Source organism: Geobacillus sp. FSL W8-0026, assembly GCF_037966255.1.
GTDB lineage: Bacteria > Bacillota > Bacilli > Bacillales > Anoxybacillaceae > Geobacillus > Geobacillus icigianus.
The window spans coordinates 3,574,674-3,593,813 of the sequence record NZ_CP150194.1 but is presented as its reverse complement, the minus strand read 5'-3'; the positions used below and the strand labels follow the sequence as shown (position 1 = coordinate 3,593,813).

Genomic DNA, 19,140 nt, shown 5'->3' with positions numbered 1-19,140 from the left:
ATCGGTCGGTGAACGATTGGAAAGGAACGAAAAAGCCGACAAGTGCCGCCGGTGGCAACAACTCATCGTCTTGGAAACGAAAACGTCGATCGCGCAAACGAAGTGTAAGAAAAGCGAAAAGGAGAGGGTGTCCCAAAAGGATCGGGATACCCTCTTTCATTGCTATATACGTGCTGACTGCTTCTGTTGCACGACATGTTGTGTCTATCGTGAAAATACCTGCCATTCGAACATAGGCAAAGGGATGTTCATCCTTCTGATGGTGACGAAATTGTTTCATCAAGGAAGTTATCTTGAAGACAGTCAACCTTTTGGATTAAGCTTTCCTCTCATTGCTAATATAAAGCGGCTGCTGCACGGCAATGGGCGACTATTTTGAGAACAGTCAACCGTTTTGGTCAGTCTCGTTTTTCTGAATGATGCCGGCGAAACGGTCGGCGCTACGATCTCCGTCTGTCTAGGGAGGCCGTTCGAGGGGGCGTTTCGTTTTTCAGCCGGCTTGTTTTTTCGATTCACGGTTGTGCTGACGACGATGCATGCCTTTTGCGAAATATACTGCTGTCAAGAGAAGGAGCCAAGCCGGACCAACCAATAAAGCGATGCGTGTATCCGGGAAGTATGCCATCAAGGCGACCACCGCGAGCAAAAAGGCCAATGAGACGTACGTGCTGTACGGATAAAACGGCAGCTTGAACGCGAGCCGCTTCACTTGTTCGGCGTTGAGCTGCTTGCGGAACTTCAGCTGCGACAGCAAAATCATCGCCCACGTCCAAATCGCGCCAAATGTCGCCACGCTTGTCACCCATTGAAACACTTTTTCCGATACATAGTTCAAGTAAACGCCGACCAGCATCGCCACGGCGGTGACAATCAAGGCAACGCCGGGAATGCCGCGGCTCGTTAGGCGGCCAAACGCCTGTGGGGCCTCTTGTTGTTCGGCGAGGTTAAACAGCATTCGGCTCGTGCTGAAAATGCCGCTGTTGCACGACGACAGGGCGGCCGTTAAGACGACAAAGTTAATGATGCCAGCCGCGGCGTGAATGCCGATTTTTTCAAATGTCAGCACAAACGGGCTCCCTTTTTCGCCGATTTCGTTCCAAGGATAAATGGACATGATGACAAACAGGGCGCCGACATAGAAGATCAAGATGCGCCAAAAAACGCTGTTGATCGCTTTGGTCAATGATTTTTGCGGGTTTTTGACTTCGCCGGCGGTGACGCCGATCATTTCGATGCCTAGATAGGCGAACATCACCATTTGTAGTGACATCAAAACGCCGCCGATTCCATGCGGGAAAAAGCCACCATGTTTCCAAAGGTTGCTGATGCCGGTGGCAACGCCCCCGTTGCCGATACCGAAAGCAATCATGCCAAAACCAATGACAATCATGGCAACGATCGTGACAATTTTGATGAAAGCAAACCAAAACTCAAACTCCCCGTAGGCTTTGACAGCAAGAAAGTTGACCAATGTCATGACCATTAATGCCGCGAGCGCCCACGCCCAGCGCGGCGTGTCTGGAAACCAAAATTGCATGTAAATGCCGACGGCAGTGATTTCCGCAATGCACGTAACGACCCATAAAAACCAATAATTCCAGCCGGTCAAGTAGCCGGCCAGCGGGCCTAAATATTGGTAAGCGTAGCGGCTGAATGAGCCGGCGACCGGATGGTCAACGGCCATTTCCCCTAGCGCGCGCATAATGAAAAACATGACGACACCGCTTAGCGCATACGCGAGTAAAATCGCCGGGCCTGCCATTTCAATCGCCGAGGCCGAGCCAAGGAACAGGCCGACGCCGATGGCGGCGCCGAGCGACATCAGTGAGATATGCCGTTCTTCCAATCCGCGATGCAATTGCGGCTGTTTTTGTTCCATTTCTTTTCCCTCCTTAAAAACTAAGAATATCAAAATCATTTTCTAAAAAACGATTATTAAAACGCTTACAATAAAATATTAATTGATATAATAACTATTTGTAAACGGGCAATGGTTTCTAATTGATATTTAAAAAATAGTTTGAATAATATTTAAAAATAATGGAATTGCGCCCTTTGCGCCCTCTTTTGTACAATGGAAAACACAAAAAGAGAAGCGGAGGTTAGGCAGATGGAAGAACGGGAGGCGAAGGCGATCGTTGAACAGCTCCAAAAAGAAGGGCTGCTCACCGAATCGACGCGCCCGGTTTGGGAAATGATTTTGCCGCGTCGGCTTCAGCGGATGCATGAGGTGCTGAACGAGCGCACCCGCTACATTACCGTGATGATGGAGGCGGTTGACGATCCGCACAATCAGGCCGCGGTGCTGCGGACGGCGGAAGCGTTTGGCGTCCAAGATGTTTCCATTGTAGCCGGAAGGGCGCCGTTTGCTCCGAACCGGCTTGTGACGCGCTATGCCGATCAATGGTTGACGTTGCATCAAAAGCCGGATGTGCAAACGGCGGTCGCCGACTTGAAGCAGCGCGGCTATCAAGTGTACGCAAGCTATTTGGGCGACGGAGCGGTTCCGCTCTCCGCCATCGATTTGTCGCGGCCGACGGCGCTGCTGTTTGGCAACGAGCACCGCGGCGTGTCGGAAGAGGCGCTTCGCCTAGCGGACGGAACGTTTATCATTCCGATGCACGGGTTTGTGCAAAGCTTTAATATTTCCGTCGCCGCCGCGTTGGCCCTCTATGATGTCACGGAACGGGCGCGCCGCCAAGTCGGTGAGCGCTACTATTTGTCGTTTGAGGAGAAACGGGCGCTTTATGAACAATGGATGTGGCAGACGTTGCAGCCGCGCATCCGCAAACAGCTGGAACAACGAGGATATACGATGGGGAAAGGCGGACAGCCGGGTTCCTTTCAGTAAGGATGCCCGGCTGTTTTGCTTTGGACGGTCTCCGCATTCGTCCTGTTCGCGTTGGGACATTGCCCATATAAGGCACGGGAGGAAAACGGCTGTTCAAGTTTGTCCGCCTTTCCCATGTTGCCTAATAGAGGAAAAGAAGTGGCGATTTCTTGAACAATGATTGAACAGTTTGTGACAAATGTTTTGCTGATTTATGAATTTTTCCTTTTGTTCATTTCAACGATTTTCAATTTTGATATGGTAGAAACAAAGAAGAAGTGACATCGAATCGCTCTGTTTGATCGGAGCGGATAAAGGGGGATTGACAGCGATGAAACGGGCAAAATGGCGGGCGTTGCTGATGGTGCCGCTTTTCCTTTTTCTTGGAGGCTGTGTGGAGCGCACAGCTGTGCTCAATCCGCAAGGGCCGGTGGCGCGCACGCAGTATGATTTGATCATGTGGTCGATCGGTTTTATGTTGTTGATTATTGTGGTTGTTTTTACGTTGTTTGCCGTTTTTCTGATCCGTTATCGCGAAAAGCCGGAAAACGCTGATTATGAGCCGCCGGATGAGGAAGGGAATACGCTGCTTGAGATCGTCTGGACGGCCATTCCGATTTTGATTGTCGCTGCACTCGCTGTTCCGACGGTGAAGGCGACGTTTGCCTTGGAAAAGCCGCCGACGGAGAAAGTGAAGCCGATCACGATTCATGTAACGGCGGCAAACTGGAAGTGGATTTTTAGCTATCCGGGAGAAAACATCGAGACGGTCAACTACGTTCATATTCCAGCCGGTGTGCCGGTCAAGTTTAAGCTGACTTCCGTCGGGCCGATGAACTCGTTTTGGGTGCCGGAATTGGGCGGCCAAAAATACGCGATGGATGGCATGGAGACCGAGCTGATTTTGCAAGCGGACAAACCCGGTTCTTACATGGGGCGGAGCGCCAACTTTTCCGGGGAAAAGTTCGCCCATATGGAGTTTGAGGTCGTCGCGCAAACGGGAGCTGACTTCCGCAAATGGGTGAAGGAAGTGAAACAAACCGCCCCGAAGCTCGATGAGAAAACATATACGCAAATTTTAAAACCGGGGCTTGTTGGGCGGATGACGTTTTCGAACACTCACTTGGAGTGGATCGACCATGCCAAGCAAAACAGCCACCATGAAAACGGTCATTCGAAGGGTCGCGAGCATCAACGGGATGACGGCATGTCTGAAGGTCACCATCATGGAGAGTAGGAAAGGAGGAGCGAACCGATGAAGTGGAGCGAGTTTTTTGTCACCGGCGAGCCGCTCATTTATGCGGCCGATGTGGCGATCGTTTTAACGATGATCGGCATTGTGTTTGTATTGACGTACTTTAAAAAGTGGAAATGGCTGTGGGACGAATGGCTTACGACCGTTGACCATAAAAAAATCGGGGTTATGTACATTATTTGCGCCGTCCTCATGCTGTTCCGCGGGGGCGTCGATGCGCTTTTGATGCGGGCGCAGCTGACCGCTCCGAACATGAAATTTCTTGATGCCCAGCACTATAATGAAATTTTCACGACGCACGGGACGATTATGATTTTGTTTATGGCCATGCCGTTTATCATCGGTTTGATGAATATCGTCGTTCCGCTGCAAATCGGGGCGCGCGACGTCGCGTTTCCGTATTTGAACGCGTTGAGTTTTTGGCTCTTTTTCTTCGGGGCGTTGCTGTTTAACATTTCGTTCGTCATCGGCGGATCGCCGGATGCCGGATGGACGGCGTACTTCCCGTTGGCCGGGAACGAATTCAGCCATGGCGTTGGCAACAACTACTACGCCGTTGCCTTGCAAATTTCCGGGATCGGGACGCTCATGACCGGGATCAACTTCCTTGTCACGATTTTAAAAATGCGCGCGCCCGGCATGACGTTGATGCGCATGCCGATGTTTACGTGGACGATTCTTATTACGTGCGTGCTCATTATTTTCGCTTTCCCGGTTTTGACGGTCGCCTTGGCGCTAATGACGTTCGATCGCGTATTTGACACGCAGTTTTTCACGATGGCCAACGGCGGCATGTCGATGCTGTGGGCGAACTTGTTCTGGATTTGGGGCCACCCGGAAGTGTATATCGTGATTTTGCCGTCGTTCGGCATTTTTTCGGAAGTCGTCAGCACGTTTGCGCAAAAACGGCTGTTTGGCTATAAAGCGATGGTCGGTTCGATCGTCGGGATCGCTTTCTTGAGCTTTATCGTTTGGGTGCACCATTTCTTTACAATGGGTGCGGGGCCTGCGGTGAATTCAGCGTTCTCGATCACTACGATGGCGATCGCCATTCCGACCGGGGTGAAAGTGTTTAACTGGTTGTTTACGATCCGTAAAGGAAAAATTCGTTTTACGACGGCGATGCTTTGGTCGCTGGCGTTTATTCCGAATTTTGTCATCGGCGGTGTGACAGGGGTGATGCTGGCGATGGCGGCGGCCGATTACCAGTATCATAACAGCTATTTTCTCATCGCCCACTTCCATTACGTGTTGATCGCGGGGACGGTGTTCGCCTGCTTTGCCGGCTTGCACTACTGGTATCCAAAAATGTTTGGCCATATATTGAACGAGCGGCTCGGCAAATGGACGTTTTGGCTGTTTATGATCGGCTTTAACGTCTGCTTCTTCCCGATGTATTTCCTCGGACTGATGGGGATGACGCGCCGCATGTACACGTACTCGGACGGTCTCGGCTGGACGCCGCTGAACGTTGTCGCGACTGTTGGGGCGGTGCTGATGGGCATCGGATTTATCGTGCTTTGCTATAACATTTATTACAGCGCGCGCTACGGCGAGCGCGACATGACCGGCGACCCGTGGAACGGGCGGACGCTCGAGTGGGCGACGGCATCGCCGCCGGTGCATTACAATTTCCCGGTGACACCGGTGGTGGAAGATATCGATGCATATTGGGTGATGAAGAAAAAATATGGCGGCTTCCACGTGAAAGAAGAGGATTTGAAGCCGATCCATATGCCAAGCAACTCAGGACGTCCGTTTTGGATGTCGGTGGCATTTTTCGTCGCCGGATTCGGCCTTGTGTTCAAATGGTTTGCGCTAGCGATAGCAGGTGCGCTGTTCATTGTGCTCGGGTTGATTCTTCGCTCGTTTGAAGACGATGACGGCTACTATATTCCGGTTGATGAGATTAAACGGATGGAACGGGCGGCGCGAAAGGGGGCGTAACGAATGGGAGAAGCGGCACATCGTTATGATGAAACAATGCCATTGGAGTATCGGACACAAGAGAGTCGGTTGAACATATTGGGCTTTTGGATTTTCCTCGGGGCGGAAGTCGCGTTGTTTGCGACGCTGTTTGCGACGTATCTCGTCTTGTTTCAACGGACCGGCTCCGGACCGACGGCAGGCGAGCTGTTTGAGGTAAAAGACGTTTTGATTGAAACGCTGTTGCTGTTAACGAGCAGTTTTACGTGCGGGCTGGCCATTTTTGAAATGCGGCGCGGCCGCATGAGCGGGCTGATCGCTTGGCTGCTTGTCACGCTGCTGCTTGGCGCGGGGTTCATCACATTTGAACTTCGCGAGTTCATCCATTACGTCCATGAAGGGGCGACGATGCAGACGAGCGCCTTTCTGTCCAGCTTCTTTGTGCTTGTCGGCACGCACGGCGCCCACGTCAGTTTAGGGATCGCTTGGATGATTCTCATCATTATTCAGCTCCTCCAGCGAGGGTTGACGGCGAAAACGGCTCGCAAAGTGTTTATTGTCAGCTTATATTGGCACTTTTTGGACGTCGTTTGGATTTTCATCTTCACGCTCGTCTATTTGTTAGGGATGGTGATCTAACATGGGCGCGAACAGCCATCAAGAATCATTTCCGTGGAAACATATCATCGGGTTTTTGTTGTCGCTCGTTTTGACGTTTGCGGCGCTTTGGGTGGCGCTCTCGTCCGGGCTGCCGCTCAAGGCAGTCATTGGCATCATTGTGCTGTTTGCCGTCATCCAAGCCAGCTTGCAGCTGTTTATGTTCATGCACGTCAACGAAAGCGACAGCGGCCGCATGCAGACGTTCAATATGATGTACAGTTTCTTTATCGCGGTTGTCGTTGTCGCCGGTTCGATTTGGGTCATGCAGTTTGTGTTGTAGAGCGAAGCTGGCCGAGTCCACGGCCAGCTTTTTTCTATCCTAAAAGACGAGGCGAAAGCACGGCGTTTCCGCCGTAAAAAAGCGTCTTGCCTTCAATGGGGCAAGACGCGTTTACAATACTTTGGACAAAAATGCTTTCGTCCGCTCGTGCTGCGGGCGATCAAACAACTCTTTCGGCTTTCCTTCTTCGACGATGTAGCCGCCGTCCATAAACAAGACGCGGTCGCCGACTTCGCGGGCAAAGCCCATTTCATGGGTGACAACGACCATCGTCATCCCTTCATTGGCCAGCTGCTTCATGACCGAGAGCACTTCGCCGACCATTTCCGGGTCAAGCGCTGACGTCGGTTCGTCAAAGAGCATGATTTTCGGTTCCATGGCGAGCGCACGAGCGATGGCGACACGCTGCGACTGTCCGCCGGAAAGGGAATCCGGATAGGCGTGCGCTTTATCTTGCAAGCCGACTTTGGCGAGCAGCTCCATCGCCTTCGCTTCCGCTTTTTCACGCGGCCATTGACGCACTTTCATCGGCGCCAGCGTAATGTTGTTGAGCACCGTCATATGCGGAAACAAGTTGAAGCGTTGAAACACCATGCCGACTTCTTCCCGCACTTTATTTAAATTCGTGTCTTTCGCCTTCAAATTGAGGCCGTCAATGATAATTTCCCCTTCATCGAAATCCTCAAGGAGATTTAAGCAACGCAAAAACGTCGATTTCCCCGAACCCGACGGACCGATGACCACGACGACTTCTCCTTCGCGGATATGGACGTCGATTCCTTTCAATACTTGAAGCGAACCAAACGATTTTTTCAGTTGCCGTACGTCGATCATTGGGTCGAATACTTCCTTTCAAGATAATGTGACAGCTTGCTTAAAGACAATGTCAAAACAAGATAAACGAACGCAACGGTCAAATACGGCTCCCAGACGCGATAATATTCGCCGGCGGCCGCTTTTCCCCAGTACATCATTTCCGGAGCGGCGATGACCATCCCGAGCGACGAATCTTTAATCAAAACGATAAACTCGTTCGCAAACGGTGGAATCATTCGCTTCAACGCCTGCGGCAAGATGATGTAACGCATGGCTTGCGCGTGGGTCATCCCGAGCGAGCGGGCGGCTTCCATTTGTCCCTTATCGATCGATTGGATGCCGGCGCGGAAAATTTCTGCTACATAGGCAGCCGAGTTCAGCGACAGCGAGACGGCCAATGAAACGATGGCGTTTGGTTCGGCAAGCAAGAGCGGCATGGCGCCGAAATGGACGAGCAAAATTTGCACGACGAGCGGCGTGCCGCGGAAAAAGTTGATGTACCAAGTAAAGGGAAGGCGGACGAGCGGATGATGGGCCATTTTGCCAAGGCCGATGAACAGGCCGAGGATGAGGCCGAAGATGATGCCGACCAATGACACGCCGATCGTCGCCAGCAGCCCTTGGAAAAAGTAAGGCGCATACTCAACAATAATGTCAAAACGGAAATCCATTGATCTCACCTTTCTCTACGAAAAATGCGTAACTTGCTGGCAGTTACGCATGTTTCTGTTTCGTTTGTTCACGATGATTGACCTAGGCGTTGGATATTCGGTTCTTTATTAAACCATTTTTTGTAAATTTCCGTGTATTTGCCGCTGTCGATCACTTTCTTTAATGCGTCGTCCACTTTTGCTTTTAACTCGCTGTTTTTCGGGAAGATCATTCCGTAATATTCCGATGCAAAGTTGTTCGGGTCTTCGATGACTTTCAACTTTTTCGTTGGGTTGTTTTTGACGTATTCATTAGCGACGGCGTTGTCTGTAATGACCGCTTCCACACCGCCGTTTAACATTTCCATAATCGCGACAACGGTCGTTTCAAATTTTTTGATGTGGTTGCCTTTGCCAAACAATTTTTCAGCCGCTTCTTGCCCTGTAGTCGCGTTTTGCACACCGATCGTTTTTCCTTTCAGATCAAGGGCGTTTTTCACCGGGCTGTTTTCTTTGACTAAGATGACTTGCGTCGCTTCAAAGTACGGTGCTGAGAAATCGTACGATTGTTTCCGTTCATCCTTAATCGTGATGCCGGAAATGCCCATATCGACTTCTTTGCTTTGTAGCGCGGCGAACAGCGGATCCCAGCCGATGTTTTTCAGTTCATAGTCCAAACCGGCTTCTTTCATGACTGCGTCGAGAAGATCGACGTCAAATCCGACAATCTTTCCTTTTTCCATGTACTCAAATGGTGCGAACGCCGCGTCCGTTCCGACAACGATTTTTTTCTTTGCTTCCCCTTCGCTTCCCGACGGTGAGCTTGTTTCTTTCGACTTGCTGCCGCACGCGGCGAGCGCCATCATCAGCGCAACCACGATGGCTGCAAACAAACTTTTCTTCTTCCACATCTTATAAAAATCCCCCTTTGGAATCATGGTCGATGAACGATTATCATACTATCAATATTTTTTTGATTATGCAATAGGTTTTATAAAAATAATTGTTTGAACATTTTGGTACCTCCGTATAAATGGGGAAAATCTTGTATTTATCAAGTGTTTTGTTTGGTTTTCCAAAAGGTAGTCGTGGGATTAAAATCGAAAATGAATTTTTATAAAATAACTTCTAGTTGGACAAGACGGCAAAAGGTAAATGTCGAACTTTACTGAATATTATATCAAAAGAAAACCCTGCAAGCAATGGTTTTATTGATTGGTATTTTTACCGCTCTTCACTAAAAGTTGTGCTTGACTGGTTCAACCCATGCCATCTTTCCTTCTGTTAACGAATCAACAATTTTAAGGCGATGCGAAAAGAAGTCTCACTTGCCAAGGACACGTTGTGGCAACGAACCATTTTTGTTGCCCTATGGAAAAAAAATAAAACTATTGTGTAAATACTATTAATTTCGTTATGATGAAAGTGGTGATAAGACAGCCAAGGGAAGGGGAATCAGCATGGTTTTATTTTCAGTCATTGTCTACTTAATCGGCATGCTGTGGATCGGCTATTGGGCGTATAAACGGACGTCGAATTTGTCCGATTATATGCTTGGCGGCCGCACGCTCGGGCCGGCGGTCACGGCGTTAAGCGCCGGAGCCTCTGACATGAGCGGCTGGCTGTTGATGGGGCTGCCGGGAGCCATGTACGTGGACGGAGTAAGCGCTGCTTGGATCGTCATTGGCTTGACGCTTGGCGCTTATGCAAACTGGTTGTTCGTTGCGCCGCGTCTGCGCGTCTATACGGAAGTGGCGAACGATTCGATTACGATTCCAGAGTTTTTGGAAAACCGTTTCGGTGATCGAACGAAGTTGTTGCGAATGGTATCAGGAATCGTGATCATGGTCTTTTTCACTTTTTATGTCTCATCGGGCCTTGTCTCGGGCGGCGTGCTGTTTGAAAACTCGTTTGGCGTCAGCTATCATACGGGCTTGTGGATCGTCGGCGGCGTTGTGGTTGCGTATACGTTGTTTGGCGGCTTTTTGGCCGTCAGCTGGACCGATTTTGTACAAGGAACAATTATGTTCATCGCGTTGATTTTGGTGCCGGCGGTGACGCTGTTCCATACGGGCGGGCCTGTGAAAACAATTGGCCTTATTCGTGATATTGATCCGAATTTGCTGAATCTGTGGAAAGAGACAAGTTTTCTTGGCATCATCTCGTTATTCGCTTGGGGGCTTGGATATTTTGGCCAGCCGCACATTATCGTTCGTTTTATGGCCATTAAGTCAATTAAAGAAATGAAGAACGCTCGCCGCATCGGCATGGGTTGGATGATTTTCTCGGTCGTTGGGGCGATGTTGACGGGACTTTTTGGAATCGCTTACTTTTCGCAGCGCGGTATGAAACTTGATGACCCGGAAACCGTGTTTATTCAGCTCGGTCATATTTTGTTCCATCCGATTATTACTGGGTTTTTGCTGGCGGCGATTTTGGCGGCGATTATGAGCACGATTTCATCCCAGCTGCTCGTCACCTCGAGCTCACTAACCGAAGACTTGTATAAAGTCGTATTCCGCCGCGCGGCTTCGGATCAGGAGCTTGTCTTTGTCGGGCGTCTGTCTGTTCTTCTTGTCGCCGTCGTCGCGACGGCGCTGGCGTACACGAAAAACGACACGATTTTAAACTTGGTCGGCTATGCGTGGGCCGGATTCGGCGCCTCGTTTGGACCGGTCATTTTGCTTAGCTTGTTCTGGCGGCGGATGACGAAATGGGGGGCGCTCGCCGGCATGGTCGCCGGGGCGTTGACAGTGATTCTTTGGACGCAATCCGCCTACTTAAAAGAGCTGCTGTATGAAATGATCCCGGGGTTTGCGGCTGGACTGGCAGCGATTGTCATCGTCAGCTTGCTGACGAAGGAGCCAGAACGGAAAGTAGCGGAACAATTTGATCGATTCAAGCAGCTGCTGTCCTAAAAAATAGGCAAAAAGGGTGTCTCTTGCGCAGGGGCACCCTTTTTGTTGTTTCGGACTATTTCACTGGATCCCAATCCGGGTACAAGTCGCCGCGCTGGTCGCGCCATGGCGCGACCGATCCTTTCTAGCACATATCGAATTATTTTCCATAGAGTCCCTGCATTGCTTCATTCCGCGGTGGGGGAAGACAAGGCCGAAGAAGCCTTGCCTATTGTTCCCCGTAGCGGCGGTAAGCGCCGTGATGCGTCGGCCCGACGTATTCGTTTAACGGGAACGAATGGCGAATGGCGGCGGTGATGAACGCTTTGGCCGTGGCAATGGCGTCTTTCACCGGACGGCCTTTGGCCAGTTCGGCGGCGATGGCGGCCGAGAACGTGCAGCCGGCCCCGTGCGTATACGTCGTGTCAATCCGTTCCGATTCGAGGAGTTCAAACGTTTTGCCGTCATAAAGGACGTCCACGGCATAGTCATGCGGAATTTTCCGCCCGCCTTTGACGATGACATATCGGGCGCCGAGTTCATGAATGCGCCCAGCTGCTTCCTTCATGTCCTCGATCGTTTCAAGGCGCGGCAGGCCGGACAGTTGCGCGGCTTCAAACAAGTTCGGCGTCACGACGGTGGCTTTTGGCACGAGCGTTTCCCGGTAGCACACCGTATTTTCCGGATGGAGCGGCTCATCCGCCCCTTTGCATACCATCACCGGGTCGACGACCGCGTTTTTCAATCCATGTTTTTCAATGGTGCGCGCCGCCAATTCAATGATATCGGTTGTCGGAAGCATGCCTGTTTTTAAGGCATCAATTCCGACGCCGACGATGATCGTCTCCAGCTGGGCTTCAATCGTCGCCAAGTCCACCGGGAAGACTTGATGCGCCCAACGGTTGTGCGGATCCATGGCGACGATGGTCGTGATCGCCGTCATGCCGTATACGCCAAGCTCTTGGAATGTTTTCAAGTCCGCCTGCAGCCCGGCGCCGCCGCTGCTGTCCGAACCGGCGATGGTTAATGCTTTTGGCATAGTCATCGTCATCACTCCTTTGTTTTAAAAGATGGTATTAGGAAGCCGACTTCAAGGACGAAATCGTTGCTCTCCATCGAAGCAAGAATCGCCAAACTTGAGCGAACGTGCGACGCGGTTTCTTTCCTGTTTGCGAAATCACTAGAAGGCTGGTGATTTACTTGCTCAACCGCTTTTTCGAATCGTTTCTCAAGTAGAAAAAACTTGTTCCATCAGCCCTGATGTTTACACTTCAATCATTCATCAAGGCAAACAGTGGTTTTTCACCAACCTTCTAGAAGGCCGGTGAAAAACGGCTGAGTCCCTTCATCAATAATGGGAGAACACGTGAAAAGCAGAGTCGATGCACCAAGGTTTTTCTCATTGCGAAGTGACATTGCAAAGCCGTATCTCAGATTCAATCACCAGCCTCCCAAGGTTCGTAGTAGGAAAACCAACGCCGTTTGGCAAGATTTCGCCACTGGCAAAGAGGCGATTTTGTGCTCTCGTTTTCCCATTCCATCAAAGGGGCGGTTTGGCTTCCGTTGTCCCATTCCATCCAAGGGCGATTTGGCTTCCGTTTTCCCGTCCCCATCACAGGATTCGTCAAACGCGATCGGTTGTTTTCCGGGGGCGGTAACATTCTGCAAGCGACACCGTCTTGTTTTTCCGGAAAGTTCATGGCTTGTTATTTTTATTATACACGGTCCGCTTTGCCGAACGAAAACGATTTGGCATGACAAACGGATATAAAAAAGGAGGGTGTCCTAAAAGGATCGGGACACCCTCTTTCGTTGCCCTATATACGTGCTGACTGCTTCTGCCGAACGATCGGTTGTGTCGATCTGGAAGGCAGACAACCTTTTCGGTCAGCCCCGTGGGTGATGGCGATGAGCAGGCGGCTGACCGAGGGCGCTACTGGCCGCGTCAACCAGCGGTTAGTTGGCGGCCAATGTTTTGCCGAGCGCTTCGCGAGCTGGGACGTAGCGGTAGCCGAGGTCGCGGGCGACCGCTTCGTACGTGATTTCGCCGTTGGCGATGTTGACGCCAAGCTCGAGCGCCGGGTTGTCTGCAATGGCTTGGGCGACGCCTTTATTGGCGATTTGCAAGGCGTACGGCATCGTGACGTTCGTCAAGGCGATCGTCGAGGTGCGCGGGACAGCGCCGGGCATGTTGGCGACCGCATAATGGACGACACCATGTTTCACGTAGGTCGGGTTGTCATGGGTCGTGACGTGATCGCTCGTCTCGACGATGCCGCCTTGGTCGATGGCGACATCAACGATGACCGAACCCGGTTTCATCGCTTTCACCATGTCCTCGGTGACGAGCTTCGGCGCCCGTGCGCCCGGGATGAGAACCGCCCCAATGACAAGGTCAGCCTCGGCGACCGCTTCAGCGATGTTCATCGGGTTGGACATGAGCGTCGTAATTTGGTTGCCAAAAATGTCGTCAAGCTCGCGGAGACGATCAGCGTTCAAGTCGATGATCGTCACGTCCGCGCCAAGGCCGACGGCGACTTTTGCTGCGTTCGTGCCGACAACCCCGCCGCCGATGATCGTCACTTTGCCGCGGGCGACGCCAGGGACGCCGCCAAGCAAAATGCCTTTGCCGCCGTATGGTTTTTCCAAAAATTGCGCCCCGATTTGCGCGGCCATCCGCCCGGCGACTTCGCTCATCGGCGTGAGCAGCGGCAGCGTGCGGCCGACTTGCACCGTCTCATAGGCAATGGCAATGACGCCGCTTTCTTTTAAGGCGCGCGTCAATTCCGGATCAGCGGCCAAATGCAAATAGGTGAACAAAATGAGACCTGGGCGGAAATAGCCGTATTCGCTTGGCAGCGGCTCTTTCACTTTCATCACCATATCGGCTTGCGCCCAAACATCTTCCGCCCGCTCGATGATTTGTGCTCCGGCCCGGGCGTAATCGCTGTCGCTGAAACCGCTTCCAATACCTGCCTCTTTCTCGATCAGCACCGTATGTCCTGCCTGAACGAACGACAACACGCCAGCTGGCGTAATGGCAACGCGGTTTTCGTTATTTTTAATTTCTTTTGGCACTCCAATAATCATCAGTACCGTTCCTCCTCGTCAAAAGTAGCCTTACTTATAGTATAAAAGAGGAAACAAGAGCCCGGCATTGTTCAAAAAAGAGAAAGAAGCGCCCGGTTTTTGTGGATTTCCACAAATTCAACCGCGCGCTTCATACTTGGCCAATTTAATATCGATGTATAATTTGATTTTTTGGTTCATGTTATGGAGATCCAGTTCCGCGATGTCAGCGATCCGCTTCAGTCGATACGTGAGCGTGTTCGGATGAACATTGAGAACGTCGGCGGTTTCTTGCACGTTTTCATTATGGTCAAAAAACGTTTCGAACGTTTTCACCAAGTCGCTCTGGTGTTTCTGGTCGTACGATTGCAGCTTTGTTAACGCCGGGTTGGTCCATTCCCCTTGCCGCTTTTGTTCAAGCAAAAAATCAAAAAATTGATAAATGCCAAGCTGGGCATAGCCGTAAATGGACTTCATTTCATCGCCGAGTTTTTCTTTCAACGCCAGCACGGCGAGCGCTTCGCGGTAGCTTTTTTCAATGAGGCGGTAGCCGCCATATACGCCGCCAAACCCGCATTGCACCTCATGGATGTGAAACCGTTCTTTCATTTTGGCGGCGAATGACTCGATGAACCGTTGAAGCTCTTTCAACGGCTGTTCGGTTTTCGGCGCCGCCAGCAAAATGACGTCGCGGCCGTCGGTCGTGTAAAGAGGGAGCGGAAGCTGCTGGGTCGTTTGCAGCAGGTAGGAGATTTGCCGCTCCATTTCATTCGTCAAATCAGCCGCAAAGCGGAAGACGACAACGGCAAACGGCGGCGCTGCCGTCATTTGCATCGCGGCAAGATGGGCGCGGATCTCGTCTTCGGTCGCGATATGGCCGGTGAGCAACTTCCAAAACAGCTCTTGCACCCGCTCTTCTTTTTTGTTTTTGCGCATATACAGCTGCAGCACTTTGTTTTTCGCCGCTTTGGCCGCCAGCTTCAGCCATTCCATTTCCTCAGGCGTGAGCGTCCGGTTCGTTTCGAGCACCCAAATGAAGCCGATCACCTCATCGTTTTTCCAAATCGAGACGGCGACGCGGCTGCCGAGGCCGACATCTTCAATGGGCGGCACGCGCACCGGCTCACGGCTTTTGAGCAACGCCGGGATGGCGCCCTGTTTCCATAAGCTGTTGATCACTTTTTCCGGCACGCGCCGGCTGATGATCGTCGCCGTCCGCGCGGGATCGGTGTAGTCATCGTGGGCGCTGTAGGCGATGAGGCGATGGTTGGCGTCTTCGATCGTCACCGGGCAGCGCAGCACGTCGCTGACGCGGTCGGCAAACTCCTCAAGGCTGTCAAACTCGCCGCGGAACGGATCATAATCGTTACGCATATCGTTTCCCCCGCATCGTCCATGTGATGGTAGTTTCATTTTATCATAATGTATTCTGATGAAGTGGGATGGTTGTATTTCTTGTCGAATGAACAAAAAGCGGGATTCGACAAGGAGGGGGACAACAGTGAAACAATGGGAGATCGCTGTTATTCCTATCGACAAGGAAGTGGTGCCAGCAGCGCTTGACGTGCTGCAGGCGGTCGCCGATGTCCATGGGGGAATAGCGTTTTCGTTCACCGAATTTCCGTGGAGCTGCGACTACTATGTTGAACATGGCCAAATGATGCCGGATGACGGGTTGTCAACTTTGCGAAATGTTGCTGCGGTTTTTCTCGGAGCGGCTGGCAATCCAAAGCGTATGGCTTTCGATCCTCCGTGCAATTGATGAACGTTCCTATTTGACTATCATAGTGTTCTATCATCCAGAACAACGAGCGATGGTAAAAAGATTGCCATCGCTCGTTTTGTTGGCAAAAAATATTGGAAAAATGAAAGAAAGCGTCCGTTGTTTTGACCTTGTTAAGGTGCGAAAGGGGAGATGAAAACAAAAAGCCTTTCAATTTTCAGCAACAGGATGCGAATGCGAGTTCATATCATTTTTTTCGCTGGCTAAGCCATAGCGGAAAACGGATGATGAAGCTAAGGAACAGCACCATCAGCACGAGAAGAGCGGATGTTTTCTCGGCAATTTGTTGTGCGTCTGCCACCAGCGCTTCGGATTGAATGTACCACAAGTGAACGGGAAGAGTCGCCCCTTCAGAGAACAGGTGGAAATCCCACATCTCCCCAGATGACGATGTTCCGCCGACTAGCAAAATGATTGCTGATTCGCCGAATGCCCGGCATGCGACAAGGCTGACGCCGGTCAGGATGCCTTTCTTGGCGGCGGGGAGTACGGTTTTGATGATCGTCTGTGCTTTCGTCGCGCCCAAAGCAAAGGAGGCTTCCCTCCATGTTGAAGGAACAGCCGTGATGGCTTCTTCCGAGACACGGGCCAACACAGGAAGATTGAGCAATGCCAATGTAATGGATGCTCCTAAAATAGTGACGCCGATTTGAAAATATTCCACGAACAATGCATAGCCGAATAAACCGAACACGATCGATGGGACGGATGCCAAGCTTTCAATGGCGCCCCGAACCCATTCCATGATTCGGTTGTTCGGAGCATATTCAGCTAGAAAAATACCTGCCCCGATCCCTATGGGCAATGATAAGAGCAAAGATAGCACGAGAATATAAATGGAGTTCCATAAAAACGGCCCGACTCCTCCTCCAGCGTCAATTTCTTCCGGCGGTCCAATGAGGAAATGGATATTAATATTTGGAAGTCCTTTTTTCACAATCGTATAAAGAAGGGCTAAAATGACAAAAAAGACGGCTAAAGAAATGATGATGACCACACCGAGTATGAGTCGATTCATGAGACGCCGGATGTGGAGCCGGCTCGTTTTTTCATGAAGTAGGGTAGCTTGGTCGTTCATGATGCTCCTCCTTTCAGGCGCAACCGGCGAATGAGCATAATAAGCGAAATCGAGATCATAAGCAGCAAAAGCGCCATCATATAAAGGGCATGGTTTGTCGTCGATTGAAAATCGACATTTAAAATTTGCATGACGATATGGCTAGTCAACACGCTTGACGGAGTGACCAAATCAAATCCCCATTGCGCTACGTTGCCGATGACCATCACTACAGCCATCGTTTCGCCGATAGCGCGTGCCATTCCGAGGATGACAGCGGCGGCGATGCCTGATTTCGCAGCAGGGAGCACCACTCGAACGATCATTTGGAATGTTGTTCCCCCAAGCGCATAGTTTGCTTCCCGCCATTCGTTTGGAACGGCGCAGAGGGCGTCATCAGTAATACGGGTGATGGTCGGCAAAATCATGATCGATAAAACGAGAGCAGCGGCGAGAAATCCGTCGCCGACCGGGGCTCCCGTGTGCTCGCGGATCCATGGAATGAGCAAGGTGGCTCCCAAATAGCCATAGACGATCGAAGGGATGCCGACCAATAAATCAAGCAGCGTGCGAAGCCATTGCCGCAGCCATGGGGGGGCGATTTCCGCGATAAACACAGCCACACAAATCGAAATCGGCGTTGTGATCAACAGAGTCACTAAGGTTAAATACAATGTACCGGCGATAAAAACGGCGGCTCCATATTTGCCGTGTTCCGGGTCCCAATGGGGGGAGAAGAAAAATTCCGAAAGTGATACGTCCCGAAACACGAGAAAACCGGTTTCACTCACGAATAGGACGATGGCGCCCAATACGGCGCCAAGGAATATGACGCTTCCAAGACATAGAAAACGGAAAAAGCGGTCGGCAGTATATTTGACGGTCCATCGGCTTTGACGATGGGCTGTTAACAAGTTCATTGCGTCAGTCCAATCGGGCGATTGTTTCTCCATTATGTGCCTCCTCCTTCCCTCTGTTGGCGGAAAATCAGCCTCTCCTTCCCGGTGGAGAGGCTGATTGGTGTTCTGTTACTTCACAGGGATAAACTTCAGTTTTTTCAAAGAGCCGTGTTGAAACTTTTGGCTTAGGATATAATTGATAAATGCTTTGTCGGCCCCTTTCGCTTCGCCTTTTGTCAATAAGTAGCCATAGCCGTAGAATACGTATTTCCCACTGGCGGCGTTGGCTGTTGTTGCTTTTACACCGTTGATGCTCACCGCTTTAATTCCGCCTTTGACATAGGCCAAGTCGACAAATCCGATGGCGTTTGGATTGGAAGAAACTGCATTGACCATATCCCCTGATTTTTGTACTTCTTTGTAGTTGTCTCCGGATGTTTTGATGGCATGTCCATCCATGATTTTGTCTTCAAAGTTAACGCGCGTTCCAGAGCCTTTTGCGCGGTTGATGACCACGATTTCTTCGTCTTTCCCGCCGACTTGTTTCCAGTTGGTGATTTTGCCTTCATAAATGTCTTGAATTTGCTGGACTGATAGATTGTTCACGGCATTGTTTTTGTTAACGATGACAGCGAACGGAATTTTGGCGATTTTGTATGCTTTTAATCCTTTGTAAGCAGGAAATCCACCGACTGCGCGGGTCGCATCCCAATCGCAGGCGCCGATGGTCGCGACGCCTTTAGCGACGGATTGTGGACCGGCGATGGACGAGGAACCTGAGACAACAATTTTCACTTTCGGATGATGCTTTTTAAATTCCTTTGCTGCCTGTTGGGTTAACGGCAATAAAGCGGTGGAGCCGGCGACCACAATTTTTCCGGATACTTCGGCCGCGTCAGCACGGTATTGAGTCGTGAAGGCAGCGCCAATTAGCAAAGCTGACGAAAGAACAGCGGCAGCCATCCGTTTCCATAGCGTAGTTCGTTTCATAGCAAATCCCTCCATGGATTCATTTTTA

General features: G+C 51.0%; 16 protein-coding genes and 1 pseudogene. 7 read left to right on the top strand and 10 right to left on the bottom strand.

From position 1 onward, the window contains the following. Positions 1-490: 490 nt before the first annotated feature. Positions 491-1,879 carry an amino acid permease gene (locus NST29_RS17955; RefSeq protein ID WP_061912671.1) on the bottom strand — a complete coding sequence of 463 codons (1,389 nt, stop codon included), beginning with the start codon at positions 1,877-1,879 and terminating at the stop codon, positions 491-493. Positions 1,880-2,110: 231 nt separating this feature from the next. Here NST29_RS17955 and NST29_RS17950 point away from each other — a divergent pair, with 231 nt between their 5' ends. The 5 genes from NST29_RS17950 to qoxD all read left to right on the top strand — a co-directional run bounded on the left by NST29_RS17950 (position 2,111) and on the right by qoxD (position 6,951). Continuing rightward, positions 2,111-2,851 carry an RNA methyltransferase gene (locus NST29_RS17950; protein ID WP_033842784.1) on the top strand — a complete coding sequence of 247 codons (741 nt, stop codon included), beginning with the start codon at positions 2,111-2,113 and terminating at the stop codon, positions 2,849-2,851. Positions 2,852-3,161: 310 nt separating this feature from the next. Next, on the top strand, positions 3,162-4,067 hold the full coding sequence (gene qoxA, locus NST29_RS17945) for a cytochrome aa3 quinol oxidase subunit II (RefSeq protein ID WP_033842785.1): 906 nt from the start codon (positions 3,162-3,164) through the stop codon (positions 4,065-4,067). Between the two features lie 18 nt (positions 4,068-4,085). Beyond that, positions 4,086-6,032, top strand: a complete 1,947-nt coding sequence (qoxB, locus tag NST29_RS17940) for a cytochrome aa3 quinol oxidase subunit I (protein WP_033842786.1) — start codon at positions 4,086-4,088, stop codon at positions 6,030-6,032. 3 nt (positions 6,033-6,035) lie between these two features. Continuing rightward, positions 6,036-6,650, top strand: coding sequence for a cytochrome aa3 quinol oxidase subunit III (qoxC, locus tag NST29_RS17935; RefSeq protein WP_033017978.1), 615 nt, complete (start codon positions 6,036-6,038; stop codon positions 6,648-6,650). A gap of 1 nt (position 6,651) precedes the next feature. Then, entirely contained in the window at positions 6,652-6,951 is a 300-nt protein-coding gene (gene qoxD, locus NST29_RS17930; RefSeq protein WP_033017979.1) for a cytochrome aa3 quinol oxidase subunit IV, read from the top strand. A gap of 111 nt (positions 6,952-7,062) precedes the next feature. On the opposite strand, the gene NST29_RS17925 is transcribed toward qoxD, so the two are convergent. The 3 genes from NST29_RS17925 to NST29_RS17915 form a co-directional block, all read right to left on the bottom strand. Then, a complete protein-coding gene (locus NST29_RS17925) occupies positions 7,063-7,785 on the bottom strand; it encodes an amino acid ABC transporter ATP-binding protein (RefSeq protein ID WP_033842788.1) in 723 nt (240 codons plus the stop codon). Next, complete coding sequence (locus tag NST29_RS17920; protein ID WP_033017983.1) at positions 7,782-8,438, bottom strand: amino acid ABC transporter permease; 657 nt, start codon at positions 8,436-8,438, stop codon at positions 7,782-7,784. The genes NST29_RS17925 and NST29_RS17920 overlap by 4 nt, the downstream gene beginning before the upstream one ends. Positions 8,439-8,506: 68 nt before the next feature. Further along, complete coding sequence (locus NST29_RS17915) at positions 8,507-9,328, bottom strand: basic amino acid ABC transporter substrate-binding protein (protein ID WP_033842789.1); 822 nt, start codon at positions 9,326-9,328, stop codon at positions 8,507-8,509. Between the two features lie 549 nt (positions 9,329-9,877). On the opposite strand from NST29_RS17915, the gene putP reads away from it, so the two are divergent. After that, positions 9,878-11,335 carry a sodium/proline symporter PutP gene (putP, locus tag NST29_RS17910; protein WP_061912672.1) on the top strand — a complete coding sequence of 486 codons (1,458 nt, stop codon included), beginning with the start codon at positions 9,878-9,880 and terminating at the stop codon, positions 11,333-11,335. Positions 11,336-11,543: 208 nt separating this feature from the next. Here putP and pdxK read toward each other — a convergent pair whose 3' ends face one another. The 3 genes from pdxK to NST29_RS17895 all read right to left on the bottom strand — a co-directional run bounded on the left by pdxK (position 11,544) and on the right by NST29_RS17895 (position 15,757). After that, the gene (gene pdxK / locus NST29_RS17905) at positions 11,544-12,359 is read right to left on the bottom strand and encodes a pyridoxine/pyridoxal/pyridoxamine kinase (RefSeq protein WP_033020206.1); all 816 of its coding nucleotides are present in this window, start codon (positions 12,357-12,359) and stop codon (positions 11,544-11,546) included. A gap of 911 nt (positions 12,360-13,270) precedes the next feature. Continuing rightward, a complete protein-coding gene (ald, locus tag NST29_RS17900) occupies positions 13,271-14,404 on the bottom strand; it encodes an alanine dehydrogenase (protein ID WP_339232545.1) in 1,134 nt (377 codons plus the stop codon). Between the two features lie 117 nt (positions 14,405-14,521). Further along, positions 14,522-15,757 (bottom strand): helix-turn-helix domain-containing protein, encoded by a 1,236-nt coding sequence (locus NST29_RS17895; protein ID WP_061912674.1) that lies wholly within the window; start codon positions 15,755-15,757, stop codon positions 14,522-14,524. Between the two features lie 127 nt (positions 15,758-15,884). Here NST29_RS17895 and NST29_RS17890 point away from each other — a divergent pair. Further along, positions 15,885-16,115 (top strand): annotated as a pseudogene (locus NST29_RS17890) (tartrate dehydrogenase); the annotation flags it as partial. 238 nt (positions 16,116-16,353) lie between these two features. Here NST29_RS17890 and pstA read toward each other — a convergent pair. The 3 genes from pstA to NST29_RS17875 form a co-directional block, all read right to left on the bottom strand. Beyond that, a complete protein-coding gene (pstA, locus tag NST29_RS17885; protein ID WP_061912676.1) occupies positions 16,354-17,244 on the bottom strand; it encodes a phosphate ABC transporter permease PstA in 891 nt (296 codons plus the stop codon). Further along, entirely contained in the window at positions 17,241-18,176 is a 936-nt protein-coding gene (gene pstC / locus NST29_RS17880) for a phosphate ABC transporter permease subunit PstC (protein WP_033020191.1), read from the bottom strand. Before pstC ends, pstA begins: the two co-directional genes overlap by 4 nt. 75 nt (positions 18,177-18,251) lie before the next feature. Continuing rightward, positions 18,252-19,112, bottom strand: coding sequence for a phosphate ABC transporter substrate-binding protein (locus tag NST29_RS17875; RefSeq protein WP_033020190.1), 861 nt, complete (start codon positions 19,110-19,112; stop codon positions 18,252-18,254). Positions 19,113-19,140 lie beyond the last annotated feature (28 nt).

Excerpts from the sequence above, each read along its gene's own strand:
- NST29_RS17925 (WP_033842788.1), bottom strand. The coding sequence starts at position 7,785 with ATGATCGACGTACGGCAACTGAAAAAATCGTTTGGTTCGCTTCAAGTA.
- qoxB (WP_033842786.1), top strand. The coding sequence starts at position 4,086 with ATGAAGTGGAGCGAGTTTTTTGTCACCGGCGAGCCGCTCATTTATGCG.
- NST29_RS17955 (WP_061912671.1), bottom strand. The coding sequence starts at position 1,879 with ATGGAACAAAAACAGCCGCAATTGCATCGCGGATTGGAAGAACGGCAT.
- qoxC (WP_033017978.1), top strand. The coding sequence starts at position 6,036 with ATGGGAGAAGCGGCACATCGTTATGATGAAACAATGCCATTGGAGTAT.
- putP (WP_061912672.1), top strand. The coding sequence starts at position 9,878 with ATGGTTTTATTTTCAGTCATTGTCTACTTAATCGGCATGCTGTGGATC.
- pstC (WP_033020191.1), bottom strand. The coding sequence starts at position 18,176 with ATGGAGAAACAATCGCCCGATTGGACTGACGCAATGAACTTGTTAACA.
- NST29_RS17950 (WP_033842784.1), top strand. The coding sequence starts at position 2,111 with ATGGAAGAACGGGAGGCGAAGGCGATCGTTGAACAGCTCCAAAAAGAA.
- pstA (WP_061912676.1), bottom strand. The coding sequence starts at position 17,244 with ATGAACGACCAAGCTACCCTACTTCATGAAAAAACGAGCCGGCTCCAC.
- NST29_RS17915 (WP_033842789.1), bottom strand. The coding sequence starts at position 9,328 with ATGTGGAAGAAGAAAAGTTTGTTTGCAGCCATCGTGGTTGCGCTGATG.
- NST29_RS17920 (WP_033017983.1), bottom strand. The coding sequence starts at position 8,438 with ATGGATTTCCGTTTTGACATTATTGTTGAGTATGCGCCTTACTTTTTC.
- pdxK (WP_033020206.1), bottom strand. The coding sequence starts at position 12,359 with ATGACTATGCCAAAAGCATTAACCATCGCCGGTTCGGACAGCAGCGGC.
- qoxD (WP_033017979.1), top strand. The coding sequence starts at position 6,652 with ATGGGCGCGAACAGCCATCAAGAATCATTTCCGTGGAAACATATCATC.
- qoxA (WP_033842785.1), top strand. The coding sequence starts at position 3,162 with ATGAAACGGGCAAAATGGCGGGCGTTGCTGATGGTGCCGCTTTTCCTT.
- NST29_RS17875 (WP_033020190.1), bottom strand. The coding sequence starts at position 19,112 with ATGAAACGAACTACGCTATGGAAACGGATGGCTGCCGCTGTTCTTTCG.
- NST29_RS17895 (WP_061912674.1), bottom strand. The coding sequence starts at position 15,757 with ATGCGTAACGATTATGATCCGTTCCGCGGCGAGTTTGACAGCCTTGAG.
- ald (WP_339232545.1), bottom strand. The coding sequence starts at position 14,404 with ATGATTATTGGAGTGCCAAAAGAAATTAAAAATAACGAAAACCGCGTT.